Source organism: Streptomyces sp. NPDC046335, from assembly GCF_055587985.1.
Genome location: NZ_JBVJFF010000014.1, coordinates 101606 through 122301 on the forward strand (window position 1 = coordinate 101606; position 20696 = coordinate 122301).

Sequence of the window (20696 nt, forward strand, 5' to 3'; positions counted from 1 at the left end):
TCAGCGTCCTTCCAGATGAGCCCAACCCTTGCCATTCGCCGGACTCATTGCGATGCGATTCGGGTCCCTGCCGTCAGCCGGCGGGGAAGTAATGGCCGTTGTCCAAATCGGCGAACAGGCTGGGCTGAGCGGGTTCCCAGCCGAGGGTCCTGCGGGTGATGAGATTGGACGCCGGATAGTTCTGCGTGACTATGTTCGCGAGGAACCCGAAGTATCCCGGCACCATCAGTACGTCCGCGGGAACGCTTACGGCTGGCAGGCCCAGTCGGCTGCCAATGGCCTCGGCTATCTCGCGGAACGGGATGGCCCCGTCCCCGTCCCCGACCGCGTGCCAGTACTTGCCGGCCGGCCCCTTCTCCAGCGCCAAGCGGAACAAGGAGGCGACATCGCGGACGTGCACGGCGTTCCACAGGTTCGCACCGTCTCCGGGGTAGCCGACGAAGCCCTTCTCCTTCGCGAGCGCGATCAGCGTGGGGAGGAAGCCGGCACGATCGGTCGTGCTGTGCGCGATGTTGGCGATCCGTACGACCGAGGACCGCACTCCCCGCTCAGCGAGGCCGACTACGGCGGTTTCCACGACGTTGCGAACCCGCAGGGTGCCCTTGTACTCGTCGCCGCCGGGAAGGGCCGGGTCCTCCTCGGTGACCGGCCGGCCCAGGTTCCCTGGCGAACCTATGCTCCCCGCCGCGACCAGCGGCTTTCCGGTTCCCGCCAGTGCCTCGCCGTACGCGAGCATGATCGGGAGCTCCGCGGCGGCCACGGCGTCGATCCCGCCGGAGAAAAGCAGGTCTTGCCTGTGCGCGACGTGGATGACGCCGTCGGAGTCCGCAGCCGCCTCCTTGAGCCCGTCGAGATCCTCCAGGTCGCCGCGACGCACCTTCGCGCCGAGCGCGGACACCGCCGCCGCGGCCGTGTCCGACCGGGCCAGGCCGGTGACTTCATGTCCTGCGGCGATGAGCTCGGGGATGATGTACGAACCGGAATGGCCGGTCCCACCAGTGACGAAAACGCGCATTTGACTGTCCTTATGACGGTGACACGAGGGTGGAATGAGGGTGGGTGGAATGAGGGTGGGTGGAGAAGCTGTTCTTTTCGTGCCCTAGCTCAACTGGCATGGTGTGGCGCGAGAAGTGGTGGTGCAGGTGCGCTCAACCGAGAATCGTGATGCCGAGGGAGAAATTGGTGTGCTTGACGGAGTGGGTGATGAGACCCAGCTCCAGCAGGCCTACGTTCTCCAGTGCCCGCGCCATCGGCAGCTCCCCGGTGTCCATCGGGCGCAGCCCCAGGCTCTCGACGAACGCTGACACGCGTGCCTTTGCCTGCGCGTCGTCGCCGGCGATGAACACGTCCAATGGGCGGTCCTCCGCTGGGCCGGCTGCCAGAACATGGGAGAACAGGGTGTTGAACGCCTTGACGACATGTGCGCCGGCCGGGGCGGCCTTGGCGATTTCCTGCGCGCCGGAACTGCCGTCGGGGGTGACAAAGCCCTTGAGATCGGGGGTGACGGGGTTGGTGACGTCAATGATGACCTTGCCCTGCAGTGCGTCCCCGTACTCGCTCACCACCGCTGCCGCGCCGGCGTATGGCACCGCGAGGATGACGATGTCCCCGGCCGGGGCGGCGCCGACCGCCCCGGCAGTGGCCCCGCCGAGCGCGGCGGCCAACTCCTTGGCCTTGACCGGGTCGCGGCCGATGAGCTCGACGGCGTTGCCGCCTGCGAGCGCCCGGGCGGCCAGGGCGCGGGCCACGTTCCCCAGGCCGACGATGCTGATGCTGCTCATGGAGTGCCTGCTTTCTGAAGCCGGGTAGGACACCATGCCCACCCCGTTGTTCTGGGCTTGGCCTTAAACCTGGGCCTGGTCTTAAACCTGGGCCTGGACCCTGCCATCAAGGTCCGATGATGAATTCTTGTGCCGAATTCGCTTCGGCCTCAATGGGTACTTATTCAGGTTGCCATCGGCCTGAGTGGGTGTCCAAGACTTCTTTTAACCGTGGTGATACCTTGAAGGCATCACCGGACTGGGAGACGCCATGGATCTGGACCTGCGCAAATTGCGTTATTTCGCCGCCGTGGCCGACCAGTTGCACTTCGGCCGCGCCGCCGATGAGCTACATATCGCGCAGCCGGTGCTCAGCCGGCAGATCCGCGCGCTCGAGCAGGATCTCGGCGCCTCGCTGTTCACCAGGGACCGCCACGGCGTAGCGCTGACCGACGCGGGCCGACAACTGCTGGCCGACGCCGGTCCGCTGCTCGCCTCCGCGCACGCGGTCCGCCGCCGGGTGACCGTGGCCGCGCGCGGCAGACAGCGGCTGACGGTCGGCTTCCGGGCAGGCATTGCGGTCATCCCGGCGGCGCGGGCGTTCGAGGCCCGGCACCCGGACGTGGTCGTGGACGTGCAGCGGATCGAAGGGGACGACCAAGCCCCGATGTTGCTCGACGGCCGCATCGATGTCGGGTATGTGCGGCTGCCCATCGACGAGGCCGGCCTGCGCGTCACCCCGCTGTACACCGAGCCGCGGGTGGCGGTGTTGCCCGCCGGCCACCGGTTGGCCGGCAAGGAGGAGGTCACGGAGGCCGACCTGGCCGGCGAACCGCTGGTCTGGCATGCCGACCCGAGCACGCAGCCCACCAGGCGCCCGCACCCCAACGCCGGGTATCTGGTGCGCGGGGTGGAGGAGACACTTGAGCATGTCGCCGCAGGCCGGGGCGTCTCGTTCCTGGCCCGTTCGGCGACCGTGTTCTACTCGCATCCCGACATCAGCTACGTACCCATCCCGGATCTGGCGCCCGACCAGGTGTGCCTCGCGATGGCGGCATCGCGCACCTCGCCAGTGGTCGATGACTTCTTCACCGCGGCTCAGGCGACGGCCGAGATCACGGCGGAATGTGGGAACTATGAGATGTGGCAGCGCGGAATCGCTGCCGATTCACAGCACGGTTGAGCAGAGGTTTTGCACTGCCGGTTCGCCCGGCGGTCCGGTCTGGCGTCCTGGGCCTTGACCGGCTTCTGGCCGGTGTTCTCGGCAGCGAGGGGGTGACGAGCCACATCGGCCAACGATTCGGGGTGCGGCGCTGCGGGGTTGGCGCCTCAGTCAGTGGGTTCACTCTTGTCCCGGGGGCATTCGTACTGCCCATCGGGGCCCCAACGGGCCACCGGGCCAGCGGCGTTCTGGCCGAACGCGCCGCAGTGCAGGACCAGCCGCTGCCCGTCCCGCGTGTGGTTGAGCATCACGAGCGCCTTGTTCTCAGGCGGGTTGGAGCCGTGCCGCTCCGGTATCCTGATTTCCCCGCTCACGCCTTCGAAGTGAACACCCTCGTCGAGCTTGGACTTCACTCCCTCCGCGTCCACGGCGTCCACGCTCGTGTACTGCCTGTCCGCCACCGAGGACAGCACCTTGAGCGCGTCGTGTGCCAGTGCCACATGTCCGTCGTTGATCCAGGGATCGCGGTCCGTGTAACGGCGGATGTAGCGCGTGATGAACTCCTTGGCCTGATCGTTCTCGTCCGCGTGCCCGTCCGGCAGCACATGCACGGTGTGGTAGAGCCGCAGCCACTCCTTGTCCAGGTACAGGCCGCCGAGCGCGGCATTGGTGAGTTCGTTGCTGCCGATCACCGTCAGAGGTATCCCCGCGCAGCCGGCGTCGGGTCCATAGGCGTTGACGAACTTGGTGAAGCTCTCGACGCGGGAGGCCCAGTAGACGACCGTACGGCGGTCCTTCTTGATGACGTCGCACACGTGCTGGGCGGTGTCCCGGGCCGAGATGTCCGCGCCTTGCCCGCCGGGAAACTCCCAGGTCTCGGTGCCCGCACCGAAGTTGCGGACGAACTTCGCGCCCAGTTCGTGGGTGTAGAGATCGTTGGGGTCCTTGATGACCAGGGCGCGCGTGGAGGTGGCACAGTGGCCGGGCTGCGTCTCGATGATGTTCCCGTCCCGTGCGAACTGCGCGGCGACGGCTGTCTCGCGGCTGTTGTCCGGGGACATCGGCCGGTAGTAGTCGCCGGCCCTTTGCATGGCGTCCGCCGTGGCCGTCGTGCCGATCACCGGCACCTTCCCGTTACTGAGGATGCGCGCGGCCTCCTTCGTCAGCTGCCGGCTCTCCCTGAACCCGATCACGCCGATGATCGTCCGGCTGTCCTGCCGTTCCTCGTTCGCCTTGGTGTCCTTGACGACGTCCTTCGCGTGCCGGACGACGTTCTTGAACTTCCTGCCGGTGTCGCGGACATCGACATACAGCCGCACCCGGTCCTCGTCCTGCGACGCCAGACGGTTCAGCTCTTCCTGTGCCAGGAGGATGCCGCGCAGTTCGGGGATCATGCCGTTCATGACCACCTGATCCGGGTCAGGATCCACGCCCGCCCCCAGGTAGACCACCCTGCGCACCGGCTTGTGAAACTTCTTCTCGGCGGTCATTGCCTTGGCGTTGAGGTCCTTGATCGCGCCGAGGACCTCGTCGTACTGCTCCTGGGGCGTCTTGCCCTCGTCCGTGGCCTCGGGCACCGTGCGAGGGGCGGCCCGCCCCTGCACGATCTCTCCGTCCAGGCAGTCCTGGGCCGTCGGCGAGGCGCACCCATGCACGGTCGTGGCCAGTACGGCCAGTATCACGCCGCCGATCGCCAGTTCGCCGGACAGCTCCGTCTGCGGCCCCCAGCGGAACTTCTTCACGGGGGCCGGATGGAGGCGTTCCCCCTGTTCGAGATCGCCATCGGCGGCGCAGGCCGGCCGCCGCGACGACACCAGCATCGGGAGTGCGGCGCCCCGGCCATCGGCCGTGTCCCCACCACCGGCCGTGCCCCGGCCACCGGCCGTCGGCACCAGCCTGTACGCGGCTTCGTTCAGGTTCCGGCACTTCGGCCAGCCCTCTTCCGCGTAGGCGGCGGCATGTCCCGCTCCGACAAGGAGCAGGGAGGCGCTGCCCGCCTCGGTGCGGACCCTCAGATACGTCTCCAGGAACCGTCGGGTGAGCTCCGCACCGGAGGTGCCCTCCCGCGGCAGGTCGAACAGCACCACTCGCCGGGCTCTGCGGCGCCGCGCCCAGGCGCCGAACCACCCCGGCCCTGCTCGGGCGAGGTCTGCCAGCAGGGCGCGGAACAGCAGCTCCTCGAAGGTTTCGAGCTGCCCGTCGGGGCCGCCGCCCTGCAGCGTCAGCAGGTTGCTCATCCGCTCGAAGAACCGGCCCGACGAATCAATCCCCCGCCAGGACACGAACCAGCTGCGCCTGGACCTGATGAGCCGCCCGCTCCACCAGCTCGCCCAGCACCACCGCGGGAAGGCGTAGAACAACGGCGTCCCCACCACCGGCCACAGTTTGTCCACCCAGCCGCCCCACTGCGGGGGTTGTTCCGCACAGCTCAGCTTCGTCAGCGTGCCGAGGAACCCACTCTTGGCGCGCAGCGAGTAGACGTGGTCGCGCAGCGGCTTCTCATCGAGGACTCGCTGACCCGCCTGGGTCTGCTCCGCCCGGAGCGGCTCCGTCCGGGCCTCCTCCGACTGGGCCCGCTCCACGAGCTCCTTCATCAGCTGAAAGGTCCGCAGCCGCAGCTTCCCGACCCTGGGAGGATTCGCTCCGTTCAGGCCGTTGCCCGCACGCAGGGTCAAAGAGACCTGTGGTGCCTGGTCGGCCGAAGCATCGGGGAGGCCGCGCGTCCTGGCGTACGCGACCAGCTTCTCCTCGTGGCCCAGGATGAAGGCGAACTTGTCCAGGAGCTCATCGGAGAAGCCCTCGTCCCCCGTGTCCAGCAGCATCGCCGGCAGCACCTTGTCCCGCAGGTCCTTCCACTCGGCCCGGGGAGGGACCACCGCCTTCCTGAAGACGGGCAGGAAATCACGTGAACTGGGAAAGGCCGGGAACCTCTCCCCATCCCCTGGCTGCTGGTTCGTGGCTGCACGACGGTTCATGGAAAGCCTCCAGCTCTCCTCATGATCGATGAGTTGCCGGTCGCGGTGTGCTCCGTGCGGCTCAGCGCGACTCGGTCAGGCCGACCGGGGTCAGCGCAGTTCGATACCGCGGGTCTCGGGAAGCCCCAGCAGCGAGACATACGCCAGCGCATAGCCGGCGGCGGCGAAGCCGAGCGCGCCGCCAACGCCCCAGCTGTCGGACAGGAACCCCACGAGGGTGGGAAATACCGCTCCGACGGCCCTGCCGGTGTTGTACGTGAACCCCTGCCCGGTGCCGCGCACTTCGGTGGGGTAGAGCTCGGCGAGGAAGGCGCCGAAGCTGGAGAAGATCGCCGACATGCAGAACCCGAGCGGGAAGCCGAGCAGCAGGGATGCCTCGTCCCAGTCCGCGGGGACCTGGGAGTAGCAGAGGACGCACAGGGCCGACAGCACGGCGAACGTCTGGATGGTGAGTCGGCGTCCCAGCCGGTCGGCCAGGTGGGCGCCCGTCACGTATCCGGAGAAGGCGCCGATGATCTGCACGACGAGGAATCCACCGACGCCGGTGACCGAGAGACCCCGCTCGTCGTGGAGGTACTTGGGAATCCAGGTCGCCAGCGTGTAGTAGCCGCCCTGCACGCCGGTGGAGAGCAGGCCCGCCAGCAGGGTCGTACGCAGCAGCGGTCCCCGGAAGATGTCCGCGAACGATCGCGAGCGCCCGGCGGCCTTCAACCGCTCGCTCGCGGCGGGCGCGTCCTTCACGTTGCGCCGAACGTAGAACACGAGCAGCGCGGGCAGTGCGCCGGTGAAGAACAGCACCCGCCATGCGAGGTCGTCGTCGACGAGGCTGTACACCAGGGTGTAGGAGACAACCGCCAGGCCCCAGCCGACGGCCCAGGCCGACTGGATCCAGCCGAGGGTGCGTCCGCGGTGACGGCTCGCGGCGTACTCGGCCACCAGGACCGCGCCGACCGCCCACTCCCCGCCGAACCCGACCCCTTGCAGGGCCCGGAAGACCAAGAGCGTGCCGAAGTTGGGTGCGAAGCCGCAGGCAACCGTGAAGACGGCGTACACACTCACCGTCCACATCAGCGCGCGTACCCGGCCGACGCGGTCGGCGAGCACTCCGGCCAGGGCCCCGCCCACGGCGGACATCAGCAGAGTCACCGTGGCGAGCAGGCCGGTCTGGCCGTTGTCGAGCCCGAAGTAGACGCCGATGGCTGCCAGGCTCAGTGGCAGTACGTAGAAGTCGTACGAGTCCAGGCCGTAGCCGCCGTACGCGCCGACGAAGGCTCGCCGCCCGTCAGGGCCGAGTTCGTGGAACCAGGCGAACCGACGGCCGCCGTGCGGCGTCTGTTCCCCTTCCCGCGACAGTGGGCTCCACTGCTCCGCTGCGGTGACCTGGTCCGGCGTGACGGCCGCGTCCGTGGAGGCGGGCTTGTCCGGCGAAGGAGAACTCATGCTCATGGCCGTGCACCTCTCAAGGGGCTTGTCGGGGCCGCGAGTTGATGCCTCGTCACCGTAGGGGATTGGTGAACAATCCGACAAGAGGATGCATCATTGTTTCTCGCCGAGGGGTGTCATATGATCACTCCAGAGGCCTCCCTCAAGAAGGAGCACTCATGGGCCGCCAGACGGATCAACTAGCAGGCGACAAATACCTGTTGGGGCGCACAAGCATCTCCGAACGGGTGGCGGATCTCCTGCGCATACGCATCGGCGAGGGCCAGTTCAAGCCGGGCGCGAAACTGTCCGAGGACGAGATCGGCACAGCCCTCGACGTCTCCCGCAACACCCTGCGAGAAGCCTTCCGCCTGCTGACCCATGAGCGACTGCTGGTTCACGAACTCAATCGAGGCGTCTTCGTCCGCAGACCCAGCGCCGCGGATGTCGCCGACATCTACCGCGTACGGCTGCTGGTGGAGTGTGCCGTGGTCCGCTCGCTGGGAGAGCCGCCATATGCCCTGGACGGCTTGGCGGAGGCCGTTGCCGACGGTGAGCGGGCCACCGCGGAACACGACTGGGACGCGCTCGGCACGGCGAACTTCCACTTCCACCGCGAACTCGTCGCCCTGGCCGGCAGCCCTCGCATCGACGAATGCATGCGTACGGTACTGGCCGAACTCCGGCTCGCCTTCCACGCGTTGAACGACCCGCAGGCCCTCCACTCCCCCTACCTGGAACGCAACCGCGCCCTGCTGAAGACGCTGGAGAGGGGCGACACAGCTCTGGCCGAGCAGCTCCTCGAGGGCTACCTCGCTCACTCCAGCAGCAACCTGACCCGCGCCACGAGCGGCCAGGCGTAAGAGCCCCGCTGCGAGCCCAAGGGGCCCAGCGGAGCGCCTAGGGGCAGACCAGCGGCTGAGCGCGGCACCGGGCGGCCGGGCCCGCCGCCCCGTCCCGTCCTACGCGTCGCGCCTCCCCAGCAGCAGACCGCCGAGCAGCAGCGCGGCGGCCGCCCAGCCGGCGGTCACGCCGAGGCCGGCCCAGGGGCCGATGGGCAGCCGGTCCAGATGGGTGGTGGCCTGGACGGCGAGTCCCGCGCTCATCGGCGCGATCTGCTCCAGCACGTGCTGGAGACGCGCGTTGCTGATGGTCGCGGCGATGACCGGGAAGACGTACAGCACTCCGAGGACCACTCCGATACTGGCGGCGGAGTCGCGGACCGCGGTGGCGACACCGAGGCTGAGCAGGGCGATCAGGATCAGATAGATGACCGAACCGACGACCGCGCGCAGCGTCGGCCCTTCGGACAGCGACAGCGCCCGGATACCGGGGTCGGCCTGCACCATCCGCCCGGCGAACAGCGCTCCGAGCACGGCCACGGCTCCACCGACGGCGACCACACCGCCGACGACCGCGCACTTGGCGGCGAAGACGGTCGTCCGCCGCGGCACCGCCGTCAGGGTGGTACGGATCATGCCCGTGCCGTACTCGTTGCTGATGACCAGCACGGCCAGGATGGCGACCAGCGCCTGGCCGAGAGCGACGCCCACGAGGCTGATCCTGGTCGGGTCGCTGCCGCAGCTGCCGTCGGTGCACGTGACCACCGAGGCCGCCACCGCGCTCAGGCCCACCGTCACCACGACGGTGCCGATCAGCAGCCACAGCGGGCTCGCCAGGGTCCGCAGCTTCGTCCATTCCGCGTGAAGTGCCGTCCTCATGCGTCTCTGCGCTTCAGCAGCGCGGCAGCCACGGCCAGGGCCACCAGCGCGTAGCCGGCCAGTACGGCGAGGCCGGCCCAGGGGTGCAGCGGGTAGTAGCCGTAGTAGGGCGTGTAGTTGCTGGCCACCTGGTGGTACGGCGTCAGCGTCTGCTGGACGGCGAAGGCGGCTCCCGGCGTCACCTTCGACAGCCAGGTCGCCGCGCCCGCGGGCATGAACGGGATGGCCGTCAGGACGTAGGGCAGCACCACGGCCACCGTGACGGTGGTGACCGCGCCGGCGCTGTGGCGGAAGATCGCCCCGACCGCCATGGCCATGATCGCGGCCACCGCGAGCAGCGCCGCCGTCCCGAACACCACCCGCAGCTGGGTCGAGGACGACACCGGGAAGATGAAGACGCCATGAGCCCTGGACAGGCGGGTGCCGATCGGAATCGCCGCGGCCGTGCCCACCGCTCCGGCGACGAAGGTGACGGCTCCCACCACCATCGCCTTGGCCACGAGGATCCGGCTGCGCCTCGGGCTGGCCGCCAGCGTCATGCGGACCATGCCGCTCTGGTACTCCGAGGTGATGAACAGCGCCCCGACGACGATCACCGCGATCAGCGCCGCGAACGTGCCGGTGAGGATGTCCTTGAGCAGGCCGCCGGTCGGCAGGGTGTCGCGGACCGCGGGTGCGATGTCGCCGGCGCCGGTGACCGTGAACCGGTCGCCGGCCCGGGCGAACGAGCCCGTTGCGTTGTCCGGGTACCCGGCGAAGGTGGGCGAGCGGGCCCCCAGTTGCTCACCGGCCCACTCACCGGCCCGCCAGCCTCCACGGACGTCCAAGTCACGGAAGACGGCCGTCGACACACTGCCGGCGGTCCCCCCTTCGCCCACCGTCGGCGGGGAGGCGACGAACATCCCGACCTGCGCGGTGGAGCCGAGCCCGGCCAGTTTCACAGAGCCGAGCCTGGTCCACCGGCTGCCGTCGGCGGAGTCGTAGCCCGTGACCGTGTTCCCCGAGCGGTCAAGACGCAGCCAGCGGGGGTCGTCGGCGGAGGCCGCCCCGGTCATCCCCGCCCTGTCGTTGACGTAGTTGTCCTGCATCCGCACGCCATGGCTGCCGGTGACCATCACCGACGCGTAGGGCGCACCCTGACGGGTGCTCTCGCGAATGATCAGCCCGGCCTTCGCCCACGGCACCGCCTTGGACCGCGGTCCCGTCAGCCCGTCGGAGAGGCCGCTCCTCAGCTCGGAGACGGAGACGACGACGCTGCCGTCCCCCGTGAGCGGCTGGTGCACGAAGTAGGAGGTGTCGGCGACCGGTTCACCGCCCGGCCCGGTCGGAACAGGCGCCGCGCCCTTCTGATCGCTGCTGAACCCGGCGAGGAGGGCGACCGCCACCACCAGCAGCGCGGCCACCACCGTGCCGCACACCCAGCTCCGCACGGTGCGGAACTTGGTCCACTCCGCGTGCAGCAGTTGCGGGAAGCCGTCCCGTCCGGGCTTGCGGCCGGGCGGGCGAACGGGAGCCGTGGTGGCGGTCATCGGGTGACCTCCTTCGGCGTCCCGGCACGGAACTCGACCTCGTTGCGCGTCAGTTCCATATAGGCCTCCTCCAGCGTCGCCCGATGCGCCGACACCTCCGAGAACGGCACACCGCGCCCGTTCAGCAGTGCCACGACGCGTTCGGAGGCGAGCCCGGAGACGGTGAGGGTGTCGCGGCCGATGGCCGCCACCGTGCCGCCTGCATGGGCGAGCGCGTTCATCGCGTCCGGAGCGGCGGGGGTTCGGACGGCGACGCTGGTCCCGGACGCGACCCCGATCAACTCGGCCACACTGGTGTCGGCGACGACCTTGCCGCGCCCGACGGCGACCAGCCAGTCCGCGGTGTCCTCCAGCTCGCTCATCAGATGACTGGAGACCAGTACGGCGCGGCCCTGTGCGGCCAGCGACCGCAGGAAGGCGCGGATCCAGACGATGCCCTCCGGGTCCATGCCGTTGAACGGCTCGTCCAGCATCACCGTCGCCGGGTCGCCCAGCAGCGCCGCGGCGATGCCGAGCCGCTGCCGCATGCCCAGCGAGTACCCACCGGCTTTGCGCCGGGCCGCCGACGCCACGCCGACCAGTTCCAGCACCTCTTCCACGCGCCGCGTGGACATGCCCTGCGAATGCGCCAGCCACAGCAGGTGGTTGCGGGCGCGCCGGCTGGGGTGCAGCGCGGCCGCGTCCAGCAGCGAACCGACGTGGCTCAGCGGATGCCGGAGACTGCGGTACGGCTTCCCGCTGATCAGCGCGGTGCCCTCGTCCGGCGTGTCCAGCCCGACGATCGACCGCATCGTGGTGGACTTCCCGGCGCCGTTCGGACCGACGAAGCCGGTGACCTGACCGGGTTGGACGTCGAAGGTCATCCCGTTCAGTGCCATGGTGCGACCGAAGCGCTTACGAAGTCCCGAGACCTGGATGGTGGCTGGCATGCCGCCAAGCCTATGGACGCCCGCTGCCCGTTACATCGCGCGCCGGTGCCACGTTCTCCGCCCCTGGCACGAGGGACGCCCGGAACGCGGAGTCCCCCGTGAGGGGGACGCGGCGCTCCCACATGCGGGGGACGGCCGCCGGAGCAGGGCGGCCGGGACTCCGGGGGCTTTCCGGTACTCCGGTGGTTCTCCGGTACTCCGGCCAGAGAGCGGCGAGGAGTTCCTCGGTGCGGTGCACCGGCGCGGCGTAGTGCTGGACGGATCGGCCGACGCCGTGACGGCCGGGTCGCCCGGGCTGCTGGAGTTGGGCCCGGGTGACGAGTGGAGGACGACGCTGCGGCGTCACCGATGGGAGAGCTACCTCCCCGCCGGGCGCGGCCGGGCGTCGCGGCGTGTCGGCCGGCCCGCCACGTCCACCTGCCGGACATGCACAATGAGGGCATGGGAGCAACGAGCAAGGAGCCCCGGACCGGGAGAGGCCCGCGGCCCTCGCCCATGACGGGCGGCATGCTGCTGGGAGGAGCGGCGAGCGCGGAAGCCGTCGTCCGGGCCGCGGTCTCCGACTGGCCCCTCCCGAACATCCTGATGTTCTGGCTGCTCGGGCTGGCCGGCACGTTGCCCCTGGCCCTGCTGGGCCCGGCCCCGGCCGCGGCGCTCGTCGTCGTCGCCACCGTCCTGTCGCTGGTGGGCTTCCACTCCCTGACCGTGGCGGTGCTCTGCGCCGCCCTCATGGCCTTCCACGGGCTCGGCCGGACCGGTCCGCGCCACGTCGCCGCCCTGCTGCTCGCCCCGGCCGCCGCCGTCACGTTCCTCGTGGTGACGCTGCTCAACCACACCGAGCGCTGGGTCGAGATCCCGGCCGCCGTGCTGGCCTCGCTCACCCCGCTGGCGGCCTGGGCCGGCGCCGATCGGCGGGCGCGCCTGGACGCCGAGCAGCACGGGGCCGCCCGGCAGGCCATCCTCGGCCGGCTGATGGAGCACACGGCCCGGGGTGAACGGGCCCGCATCGCCCGCGAGTTGCACGATGTGGTCGCGCACCACATCTCGGTGGTGGCCGTGCAGGCCGAGACGGCCCGGCTGACCACCCCCGGGATGCCGGAGGCCGGGGCGCAGCGGCTGACGGAGATCGGCGACGGCGCGCGGGCGGCGCTCACCGAGATGCGGCGGCTGCTCGGTGTACTCCGCGAGGACACCCCGAGCGAGGAGCCCGAGGTGCGCCACCCGCAGCCGCGCCTGCGGCAACTCACCGACCTGGTGGACGACATCCGCACCGCGGGCGGCGCCGGCATCAGGCTGATCATGAGGGGTACGCCGGTGCCCCTTCCCTCCGGCGTCGAGCTGGCCGCGTACCGCATCGTCCAGGAGGCCCTCACCAACGCGCGGCGGCACGCGCCGGGGGCCGCGGTGGACGTCGAGCTGACGTACACCGAGGCGGCCCTGGTCCTGCGGATCCGCGACAACGGACCAGGGCCACCCCTGACGCCCGCCGCCGCGGGCCACGGCCTGCTCGGGATGCGCGAGCGCGCCGCCGCGGTCGGCGGCCGGCTGGCCACCGGCCAGGCACCGGGCGTCGGTTTCCTCATCGAGGCGTCCCTGCCGTCGCCGCGGTTGGAGCGGTCCGCTCTGCACACGGAAGACTCGGAGAACATCGGAATGAGGGGCATGCGGTGACCGGTTCGCCAGCACACGTACGAATCGTCGTGGCCGACGACTACCAGGTGGTACGCACCGGCTTCGCGGCGATGCTCGACACCCAGCCGGACTTCACGGTGGTCGGCACCGCCTCCGACGGGCAGGAGGCGCTCCGGCTGTGCTCGGAGCTGTCCCCCGACGTGGTGCTGATGGACGTGCGGATGCCCGGGATGGACGGCATCACCGCCACCAGGCAGCTGACCACCGCCGAACCGGGCTGCCCCCGCGTGCTGATCCTGACCACGTTCGACCTCGACCACTACGTCTACGACGCGCTCCGCGCCGGCGCCAGCGGCTTTCTGCTCAAGGACGTCAACGCGGAGTCCCTCTTCGAGGCCGTGCGGGTGGTGGCAGGCGGCGAGGCGCTCCTCGCCCCGAACGTGACCCGCCGTCTGATCGCGGAGTTCACCCGGCTGCGGCCGCAGGCGCAGGACGCGCCCACCGCGGACTTCGGCTCACTCACCACACGCGAGACCGAGGTCCTGGGCCTGCTGGCGCGCGGCCTGTCCAACGCGGAGATCGCCGGCCGGCTGGTGATCACCGAGGAGACCGTGAAGACCCATGTGAGCCGGGTCCTGTCGAAGCTGGAGCTGCGCGACCGCACCCATGCCGTCATCCTCGCCTACGAGACGGGCCTGATCGTGCCGCAGGCGTCGTCGCCTGTGCGCACCCCCGACTGACAGTGAGGATGTGATGTGGTGACGTTGACGTGGTGACGTTATGTGCGGTCCTGGCCCTCCGGCTGACTGGCGAAGCGGCTCGCGGCCCGCACGTTCGCCCAGACACGCCCCCAGCGCCCTGCCGAGACCGGTTCAGGCGACGCGCGGCGCTGGGTCATCCGATGGGCTCGCGCATCTCCTTGCGGATTTGGAGGGCTGTCCGCGCGAGTTCGTCGAGGTCGACTGATTCCGGTTCCTGGATGGCGTTCTCGTCCGTGATCAGGCCCACGCCCACCGCCGTGTTGTCATCCCCCCAGGCGCACATCGGTACGTTGCTCCGCACACCGCCCGCACCCTCCGCTTGGGTGAGCACCTGGCAGCTGACCGTGATGTCGGCTCCCGGGGGTGTGATGTTCCGGACGGGCACCGCGACCTCGGCGCCCTGTCCCTCGGTGGCGCCGACCATCATCTCCTTCCGTGCCATGGCGGGGTCCTTGAACCGCCCCGACATGCCGGATACGACCATGACGGCGCCCTCCTCCTTGCCCTGGCCCGTGTACTGGGCGACCACCGCCTTCGGGTCCCGGACGTTGGCCCTGCTCAGGTTCTCCTCGACAATGGCCCGGCCAGCGGTGTCCGAAAGGTTTTGCGACAGTCTGTATCTGCCATCGACCAGTTCGGACGGCACCGTCAAGCGGTATTCCGCCTCGGGGAACCCTCCACTGCCATTCAGGAACACGCCGGTCCCGACAATGACCACGAGGAGCCCTACGACACCAGCGGTGATGCCCAGGACCTTCCCCGTTCGCCGCTGAGGGGGCAGAGGCACGGGTGGTGCGGCACCCCATGGGGCGGGCCCAGGGCCCGCGGGGTATGTCTGCTGTCCAGCGGGGTATGCCTGCTGCCCATACGGTTGGCCGTAGTACGGCAACTCCGGTTTCACGTATGGCGGTTGGGGTGGCGGCCCGGAGGGCGGGACGGGGCCGAATTTCCCGGACTGAGGCGGCGTGGACATGCCGATACGTTACGGCACACCCGCCATGCACCGAACCGTCCTTCGAAGTCATGGTGGTGACCTTTCCTCCGGACTGTCCGAGGGGCCCGCCGCCCCGCTCGGAGACGAGGCGGCGGGCTTGCCGGCGTGACGCGCTTGCCGGTGAGACGCGCTTGCCGAGGCGGCGGCCTTGACGAGGCGGCGGCCGGGCGGGGACCAGCGCCGCAGGATCAGTGGGCGCCGCTGAGACCCTGGGCGAAGCCGCCGTCGACCGGGAACTCGACGTTGGTGCTGAAGGTGGCGTCGGCAGCGAGGAACAGCGCGGCCGCGGCGACCTCTTCGACCGTGCCGTTGCGCTTGAGCGGGGTGGTCTGGCTGCCCTGCTTCTCGAACTCGCGGCGCTCGTCCTCGGTCAGCCCGGCGACGCCCATGGTGGGAGTCTTGATGTAGCCGGGAGCCACGAGGTTCACGCGGATCTGCCGGGGCAGGAACTCGGCCGCCAGGACATGGGCGACCGCACGCACCGCCTCCTTCGAACCGGAGTAGGCGCTCAGACCGGGGAAGATCAGGTCGTTGGCGACCGTGGTGAAGACGATCGCGCCGCCTTCGTTGAGAAGCGGCGACAGGCTCTGCACGGTGAAGAAGGCGCCCTTGGTGTTCACCGCGAACGCCCGGTCCCAGACCTCCTCGGTGACCTCGTCGAGGGTCTGTACCTCCGCGATGCCGTGATTGACGAAGAGATAGTCGACCCGCCCGAGCTTCTCCCGGGCCGTGTCCGCCAGGGCCCGGATGTCGGCCATGCTCGCGGCGTCGGAGCGTACGACGTGCGCGGAGTGCGACTTCAGCTCCGTGCGCGCCGACTCGATGTTCGTCTCGTTGCGACCGGTGAGGACCACCTCGGCCCCGCCGTCCAAAAGCGCTTTGACGATGGCCAGGCCCATACCGTGGGTGCCGCCGGTGACGACGGCCTTCTTGCCTGCGAACTTGCTCATGATGACTCCCTGCTGAGACAGCGTGCGAAGTGTTGGTTACGCCGGTTTTCACCGGTGCACGCAGAGTGCGGGCAAGGGCTTGCAGTCGGCTGTCGGTCCGCTTTCGGTGCGCTGACACACCCGGCAATGGGCAGCGATGACCACGGGGCGTCTACCTTGATCTCATGCGCTTCGGGGTACTGGGTCCGCTGGCCTTCTGGTCGGCGGACGGTGAACTGGTAGGGGTGCCGCATGCCAAGGTCCGCTCGCTGCTCGCGGCCCTGCTGACGGCACCGGGGCAGGTGGTCTCCGCCGACCGGCTGGTCGACGAGCTGTGGGGGGACGCGCCGCCCGACAACGCCACGGGCGCACTGCAGACCCTGGTGTCGCGATTACGGAAGGTGCTCACCCGGGCCGGCGGCCCCGGTCTCCTGACGTACCGGGCTCTGGGATACGTCCTGGAGGTGGCGGACGACGCGGTGGACGCGGAACGCTTCACCACACTCACCGCCCAGGCGCGTACGGCCTCGGACCCGCGGGAGCGGGCCGAGCTGTTCACCGAGGCCCTCGGGCTCTGGCGCGGCCCCGCCTTCGCCGGCTTCCAGGACGAGCAGTTCGCCCGCGAAGCCCTCACCCGGCTCGAGGAACAGCGGCTGCTCGCCCTGGAGGAACAGGCCGAAGCCCGCCTTGAGTTGGGCGAGCACAGCCAACTGGCCCCGGAGCTTGGTGAACTGACCGGGCGCCACCCACTGCGGGAGCGGCTGCGCGGCGCCCATATGCGAGCCCTGTACGGCGCGGGCCGCGCCAGCGAGGCCCTGGACAGCTACCAGGACCTGCGCCGCCGCCTGGACGAGGACCTGGGCCTGGAACCGGCGCCCGAACTGGCGGCCCTGCACCAGGAGATCCTGCGGCAGGACCCCGCCCTGCGGGCCGCGCCCGCCCCCTCGACCACACCGCGGCCACGCACCAACCTGCCCACCCCCCTCACCGACCTGATCGGCCGCTCCGACTCCGTGGACGCCGTACGCGACCTGGTGAACTCCGGCCGCCTGGTGACCTTGACCGGGCCCGGCGGGGTCGGCAAGACCCGCCTCGCGGTGGAGGTGGCGACCCGCCTGTCCCAGGCGTACGCGGATGGCGCCTGGCTGGTGGAACTTGCCTCACAGGCCTTCCCCGCCGGATCCGGGGCGGCCGCGGGCGACGACCTCGCCGAGATCGTGGCCGCGACGCTCGCAATCCGGGACGACACCGGCTCCGGACCGCTGCCGAGCGGCCTGCCGCGTACGCTGCTCGACCGCCTCACCGACGCCCTGCGCGGCCGCCGTCTGCTCCTCATCCTCGACAACTGCGAGCACGTCATCGAGGCGGCCGCGGGGCTCGCACAGGCGGTGCTGCGCGGCGCACCGGGCGTCCGTATCCTCGCCACCAGCCAGGAGCCCCTGGACATCGCTGGCGAGCAGCTGTGGCAGGTGCACCCGCTCGATCTGCCCGAGGACCCCGAGGACTCGGCCGACCCCGAGGTGCTGCGGCGCTCCAGTGCGGTCCGGATGTTCCTCGACCGGGCCGCGGCCGCCTCGCCCGGCTTCGAGCTCACCGACGACAACGCCCGGTCCGTGGCCTCGATCTGCCGCCGTCTCGACGGAATCCCCCTCGCACTGGAACTGGCCTCCACCCGCATACGCGTCCTTGGGGTGCGCGAGCTCGCCAAGCGCCTGGACGACCGGTTCAGACTCCTGACCGGCGGCCACCGGGGCGCACCCGCACGGCAGCAGACGCTGCGGGCGATGATCGACTGGAGCTGGGAGCTGCTCACCGCGGCCGAACAGTCGGTCCTGCGCCGGCTCGCCATCCACTCCGAGGGCTGCACCCTGGACGCCGCCGAGGCTGTCTGCGCAGGCGACGGTGTCAAGCCCGCCGAGGTCCTGGATCTGCTGACCCGCCTGGTGGACCGCTCCCTCGTCCTGGCCGGCCACGAAGCCGACGGGCCCCGCTACCGGCTCCTGGAGTCAGTGTCCGCGTACTGCCTCGAACGGCTGCGCGCCACGGAGTACGAGCGGGTGCGGCGCGCCCACGCGCACTACTACGCCGCCTTCGCCGAGCGGGCCGACTCCTTCCTGCGCGACGGCGACCAGCGGCAGTGGCTGCGGCGCCTGGACGCGGAGAGCGCCAACATCCGCGGCGCGCTCGACGCGGCCGCCGCGGACGGCGACGGCACCCTGATGCGGGGGCTGACGCACGCCATGGTCTGGTACTGGTTCCTGCGCGGCCGTCTCACCGAGGCCAACCGCCAACTGACCGTGGCCCTCGGCCTGCCGGGCGAGGCGGGGCCGACGGCCCAGGGCGACCCGGGCCGCGCGGTGACCGCGGCCTGGCGGGCCGGGGCGGGCCTGCTGTCCGGCGCCCCGGACGACTCCGCGCGCCGCAGTGCGGCGGTTCTCCGGCTGTACGAGGACATCGGCGACCCGCACGAGCGGACAAGGGCCGGCTGGTTCCTCGGGTTCGCGGTCACCCGGTTCGGGGACTTCGCGGTGGGCGAGGAACTGATCGACCGGGTGCTCACGGAGTCTCGTGCTCTGGGCGACCCCTGGGGCATCGCCGCGGCACTGAGCACACGAGGCATGCAGACCTACGTGTGCGGCGACCTGACGGCTTCTCTCAGTGACGGCCAGGAGAGCCTCGCGCTGTTCCACGAGGCAGGCGACGGCTGGGGCAGGCTACAGGCGATGGCGGTGCTCGGGCGGCTCGCGGAGATCGAGGGCGACTACCAGGAAGCCGCCCGCCTGCACGAACGAGGGCTGCGTGTCGCCGAGGACCTGGGGCTGTGGACCGACGCGTCGATGCGCTGGTCCGACCTCGGCCGGATCGCCCTGTTGAGCGGGGAGTACGCCCGCGCCGACGAGTTCCACGAGCGCGGCAGGCGCCTCGCGGTCGAACAGGGCGACAAGCCCGCCGAGGAGTACGCCGAACTCGGCCTCGCCCTCGGCGCGCGCCGCCAGGGACGGCTCGACGCCGCCGAGTCGTATCTGCGCACCTGGCTGGCGTGGAACCGGCAGTTCGACGCGGAGTACGGGACGGCCCTGATCCTCGCCGAACTCGGCTTCGTCGCCGAGCTGCGCGGGGACGCCGACGCCGCTCTGTCCCTGCACCTGGAGGGCCTCGCCGCGGCCCGCGACACTGGCGATCCGCGTGCCCTCGCGCTGGCGGCGGAGGGACTCGCGGGAGCGCGGGCACTGGCGGGGCACGCCGGGCAGGCCGCACGGCTGCTCGGGGCGGCGGCCGCCGCCCGCGCCTCGGTGGGCGCGCCGCTGCCGACAGGGGAACGCGGCGACGTGGACCGGGTGAGCGCCGCGGTACGCGCGGTACTTGACGAGGCGGACTTCACGGAGGCGTTCGAACGTGGCGCCGCATCGGACCCGCTCAAGGAGGCGCAGTCGCTGCGAGCCTGACGCGTCAAGCCGCAACGGGTCACGGCCCCGGACACCGGCGCCGCGCGCGGCGAGGAGGGGGCGCGGCGCTGACCTGCATGTCCCCCTAGCGTCGGCCCGGCCGGCAAGGTCGCCGCCACAGCGGGCGTCACCCGTCCGGGTGGCACCCCCTTTGGCCCCGACCTACCATTGTGTACGTGGCCGTTCGCAGGAACGGAAGAGTTCGCACGCCCCTTTGCCGGGTAGGGCCGTAATCGGGCCCCGGCGGCTGCACGGGGAGATGAGAAAGAACATGGCACCCGATTTCTCCACCGAAGTCGTGGACGGAAGTGGCACTGCCGGGGGTCAGGTCTCCCTGGCGGTCGACGAGACGAACACCCCCTGGATCGCCTACGCGAACGGCGGCGGCAATGTCGTGCTGGCAAGGCGGGAGGAGAACGGGTGGACCAGGGACGTCCTGTCGTCGGAGGCCGCCGCACGTGACGCGTACCGTATCGGTCTGGCGATCTCGTCCAGCCCCGGCCTGCACCCGCACATCGCGTACCAGAGCGCGGCCACCGACCACCTGATCTACGGCGTGCGCGGCACCGGGTGGGCCTTCGAAGAGGTCCCGACCGCGGGAGGCATCCTTACCGGCCCCGTTCGTTTCCCCTCGCTGCGACTGAATCCCGGGATCGTCCGGTCGGACCTCAAGGACGCTCCGAACCTCTCCTACCAGTCCGGCCTCGCCCTCTGGCATGCCACGAAGATCTCCCTTGAACCGTCGAAACCTCCGCGGTGGAAGAAGAACGTCCACGTGGTCGACCGGGCCGATCTCACGGAGACGGGTTGGTTCACCGCGACGGCCTTCGACTTCCAGGGGACGTTGCGCATCGCGTACTTCGACGATCTGTCGCCCGCCGGGCAGACGGCACGCCGGCTCCGGGTGGCGACCAGGGTCGCCGGAGAGGAGTTCCCGGGCCAGGAGGAGGAGTGGGAGGTGGAGGTCGTTCACGGCGGCCAGATCCTCGGCGAGCGCCCCTCCATGAGCAACGCATTCACCGGAGAGGGCTTCATCTCGTACTACGAACGAAATGAACGCGCGGTCCGTCTCTGCATCTTCGGCGATTTCCCGGAGTCGCCCGCGACGGAGGTCGTGAGCGAGGGCATGCAAGCTGACGCGGTGTATTCCGCCTGCGAGATGAGCTCGCACCCGCCGATCTGCGTGGTCTTCGGCTCGGCGGGCCGGCTGATGTTCGCACGGCGGACCGGCATCGCGACCTACGAGACCGAGGACGTCGAGGCGGGCGGAGCGTGGAGCGACCTCGTGTTCGACAGCGAGGGGACCGCGCACTTCGCGCACATGAACGGCAGCGAGCTCCGATACGGGGTGTGGTCGCCGTGAGTCGCCCGGGGAGCTGACAGCGCCGGGAAGCCGGGACGTCAGCGGGGTGCCGGAAGGAAGCGGGTGAGGCGTG

At 70.4% G+C, this 20696-nt stretch carries 15 protein-coding genes; 6 read left to right on the forward strand and 9 right to left on the reverse strand.

Features of this window, described 5'->3' with window-relative positions; translation table 11 throughout:
- Window positions 1-73: 73 nt before the first annotated feature.
- Window positions 74-1015: an SDR family oxidoreductase gene (locus ACZ6JY_RS31515; RefSeq protein ID WP_469201301.1), complete on the reverse strand. Its 942-nt coding sequence runs from the start codon at window positions 1013-1015 to the stop codon at window positions 74-76.
- Between the two features lie 133 nt (window positions 1016-1148).
- The gene (locus ACZ6JY_RS31520; RefSeq protein ID WP_469201303.1) at window positions 1149-1781 is read right to left on the reverse strand and encodes an NADPH-dependent F420 reductase; all 633 of its coding nucleotides are present in this window, start codon (window positions 1779-1781) and stop codon (window positions 1149-1151) included.
- A 250-nt stretch (window positions 1782-2031) separates the two neighbouring features.
- Here ACZ6JY_RS31520 and ACZ6JY_RS31525 point away from each other — a divergent pair, with 250 nt between their 5' ends.
- Complete coding sequence (locus ACZ6JY_RS31525) at window positions 2032-2943, forward strand: LysR family transcriptional regulator (protein WP_469201305.1); 912 nt, start codon at window positions 2032-2034, stop codon at window positions 2941-2943.
- Window positions 2944-3089: 146 nt separating this feature from the next.
- On the opposite strand, the gene ACZ6JY_RS31530 is transcribed toward ACZ6JY_RS31525, so the two are convergent.
- On the reverse strand, window positions 3090-5798 hold the full coding sequence (locus ACZ6JY_RS31530) for a type 1 periplasmic-binding domain-containing protein (RefSeq protein ID WP_469201307.1): 2709 nt from the start codon (window positions 5796-5798) through the stop codon (window positions 3090-3092).
- Window positions 5799-5987: 189 nt separating this feature from the next.
- A complete protein-coding gene (locus ACZ6JY_RS31535) occupies window positions 5988-7337 on the reverse strand; it encodes an MFS transporter (protein ID WP_469201308.1) in 1350 nt (449 codons plus the stop codon).
- Window positions 7338-7498: 161 nt separating this feature from the next.
- Between ACZ6JY_RS31535 and ACZ6JY_RS31540 the strand changes: the two genes are divergently transcribed.
- The gene (locus ACZ6JY_RS31540; protein WP_469201311.1) at window positions 7499-8182 is read left to right on the forward strand and encodes a GntR family transcriptional regulator; all 684 of its coding nucleotides are present in this window, start codon (window positions 7499-7501) and stop codon (window positions 8180-8182) included.
- A 99-nt stretch (window positions 8183-8281) separates the two neighbouring features.
- Here the strand turns inward: ACZ6JY_RS31540 and ACZ6JY_RS31545 are convergent, their stop codons facing one another.
- The 3 genes from ACZ6JY_RS31545 to ACZ6JY_RS31555 are packed head-to-tail and all read right to left on the reverse strand — an operon-like array spanning window position 8282 to window position 11498.
- Window positions 8282-9040 carry an ABC transporter permease gene (locus ACZ6JY_RS31545; protein ID WP_469201313.1) on the reverse strand — a complete coding sequence of 253 codons (759 nt, stop codon included), beginning with the start codon at window positions 9038-9040 and terminating at the stop codon, window positions 8282-8284.
- On the reverse strand, window positions 9037-10569 hold the full coding sequence (locus tag ACZ6JY_RS31550) for an ABC transporter permease subunit (protein WP_469201315.1): 1533 nt from the start codon (window positions 10567-10569) through the stop codon (window positions 9037-9039). The genes ACZ6JY_RS31545 and ACZ6JY_RS31550 overlap by 4 nt, the downstream gene beginning before the upstream one ends.
- Window positions 10566-11498 carry an ABC transporter ATP-binding protein gene (locus tag ACZ6JY_RS31555; RefSeq protein ID WP_469201317.1) on the reverse strand — a complete coding sequence of 311 codons (933 nt, stop codon included), beginning with the start codon at window positions 11496-11498 and terminating at the stop codon, window positions 10566-10568. The genes ACZ6JY_RS31550 and ACZ6JY_RS31555 overlap by 4 nt, the downstream gene beginning before the upstream one ends.
- Window positions 11499-11939: 441 nt before the next feature.
- On the opposite strand from ACZ6JY_RS31555, the gene ACZ6JY_RS31560 reads away from it, so the two are divergent.
- On the forward strand, window positions 11940-13169 hold the full coding sequence (locus ACZ6JY_RS31560; protein WP_469201319.1) for a sensor histidine kinase: 1230 nt from the start codon (window positions 11940-11942) through the stop codon (window positions 13167-13169).
- On the forward strand, window positions 13166-13870 hold the full coding sequence (locus ACZ6JY_RS31565) for a response regulator (RefSeq protein ID WP_469201321.1): 705 nt from the start codon (window positions 13166-13168) through the stop codon (window positions 13868-13870). Before ACZ6JY_RS31560 ends, ACZ6JY_RS31565 begins: the two co-directional genes overlap by 4 nt.
- A gap of 154 nt (window positions 13871-14024) precedes the next feature.
- Here the strand turns inward: ACZ6JY_RS31565 and ACZ6JY_RS31570 are convergent, their stop codons facing one another.
- Both ACZ6JY_RS31570 and ACZ6JY_RS31575 read right to left on the reverse strand, forming a co-directional pair.
- Window positions 14025-14543, reverse strand: coding sequence for a hypothetical protein (locus tag ACZ6JY_RS31570; RefSeq protein WP_469201324.1), 519 nt, complete (start codon window positions 14541-14543; stop codon window positions 14025-14027).
- A gap of 530 nt (window positions 14544-15073) precedes the next feature.
- Window positions 15074-15835: an SDR family oxidoreductase gene (locus ACZ6JY_RS31575; protein WP_469201326.1), complete on the reverse strand. Its 762-nt coding sequence runs from the start codon at window positions 15833-15835 to the stop codon at window positions 15074-15076.
- A 164-nt stretch (window positions 15836-15999) separates the two neighbouring features.
- On the opposite strand from ACZ6JY_RS31575, the gene ACZ6JY_RS31580 reads away from it, so the two are divergent.
- Window positions 16000-19260 carry an AfsR/SARP family transcriptional regulator gene (locus tag ACZ6JY_RS31580; protein WP_469201328.1) on the forward strand — a complete coding sequence of 1087 codons (3261 nt, stop codon included), beginning with the start codon at window positions 16000-16002 and terminating at the stop codon, window positions 19258-19260.
- Between the two features lie 271 nt (window positions 19261-19531).
- The gene (locus tag ACZ6JY_RS31585; RefSeq protein WP_469201330.1) at window positions 19532-20623 is read left to right on the forward strand and encodes a hypothetical protein; all 1092 of its coding nucleotides are present in this window, start codon (window positions 19532-19534) and stop codon (window positions 20621-20623) included.
- Window positions 20624-20696: the final 73 nt, after the last annotated feature.

Coding starts and splice junctions, on each gene's coding strand:
- ACZ6JY_RS31515 (WP_469201301.1), bottom strand. CDS start 1,015: ATGCGCGTTTTCGTCACTGGTGGGACCGGCCATTCCGGTTCGTACATC.
- ACZ6JY_RS31520 (WP_469201303.1), bottom strand. CDS start 1,781: ATGAGCAGCATCAGCATCGTCGGCCTGGGGAACGTGGCCCGCGCCCTG.
- ACZ6JY_RS31525 (WP_469201305.1), top strand. CDS start 2,032: ATGGATCTGGACCTGCGCAAATTGCGTTATTTCGCCGCCGTGGCCGAC.
- ACZ6JY_RS31535 (WP_469201308.1), bottom strand. CDS start 7,337: ATGAGTTCTCCTTCGCCGGACAAGCCCGCCTCCACGGACGCGGCCGTC.
- ACZ6JY_RS31540 (WP_469201311.1), top strand. CDS start 7,499: ATGGGCCGCCAGACGGATCAACTAGCAGGCGACAAATACCTGTTGGGG.
- ACZ6JY_RS31545 (WP_469201313.1), bottom strand. CDS start 9,040: ATGAGGACGGCACTTCACGCGGAATGGACGAAGCTGCGGACCCTGGCG.
- ACZ6JY_RS31550 (WP_469201315.1), bottom strand. CDS start 10,569: ATGACCGCCACCACGGCTCCCGTTCGCCCGCCCGGCCGCAAGCCCGGA.
- ACZ6JY_RS31555 (WP_469201317.1), bottom strand. CDS start 11,498: ATGCCAGCCACCATCCAGGTCTCGGGACTTCGTAAGCGCTTCGGTCGC.
- ACZ6JY_RS31560 (WP_469201319.1), top strand. CDS start 11,940: ATGGGAGCAACGAGCAAGGAGCCCCGGACCGGGAGAGGCCCGCGGCCC.
- ACZ6JY_RS31575 (WP_469201326.1), bottom strand. CDS start 15,835: ATGAGCAAGTTCGCAGGCAAGAAGGCCGTCGTCACCGGCGGCACCCAC.
- ACZ6JY_RS31580 (WP_469201328.1), top strand. CDS start 16,000: ATGCGCTTCGGGGTACTGGGTCCGCTGGCCTTCTGGTCGGCGGACGGT.
- ACZ6JY_RS31585 (WP_469201330.1), top strand. CDS start 19,532: ATGGCACCCGATTTCTCCACCGAAGTCGTGGACGGAAGTGGCACTGCC.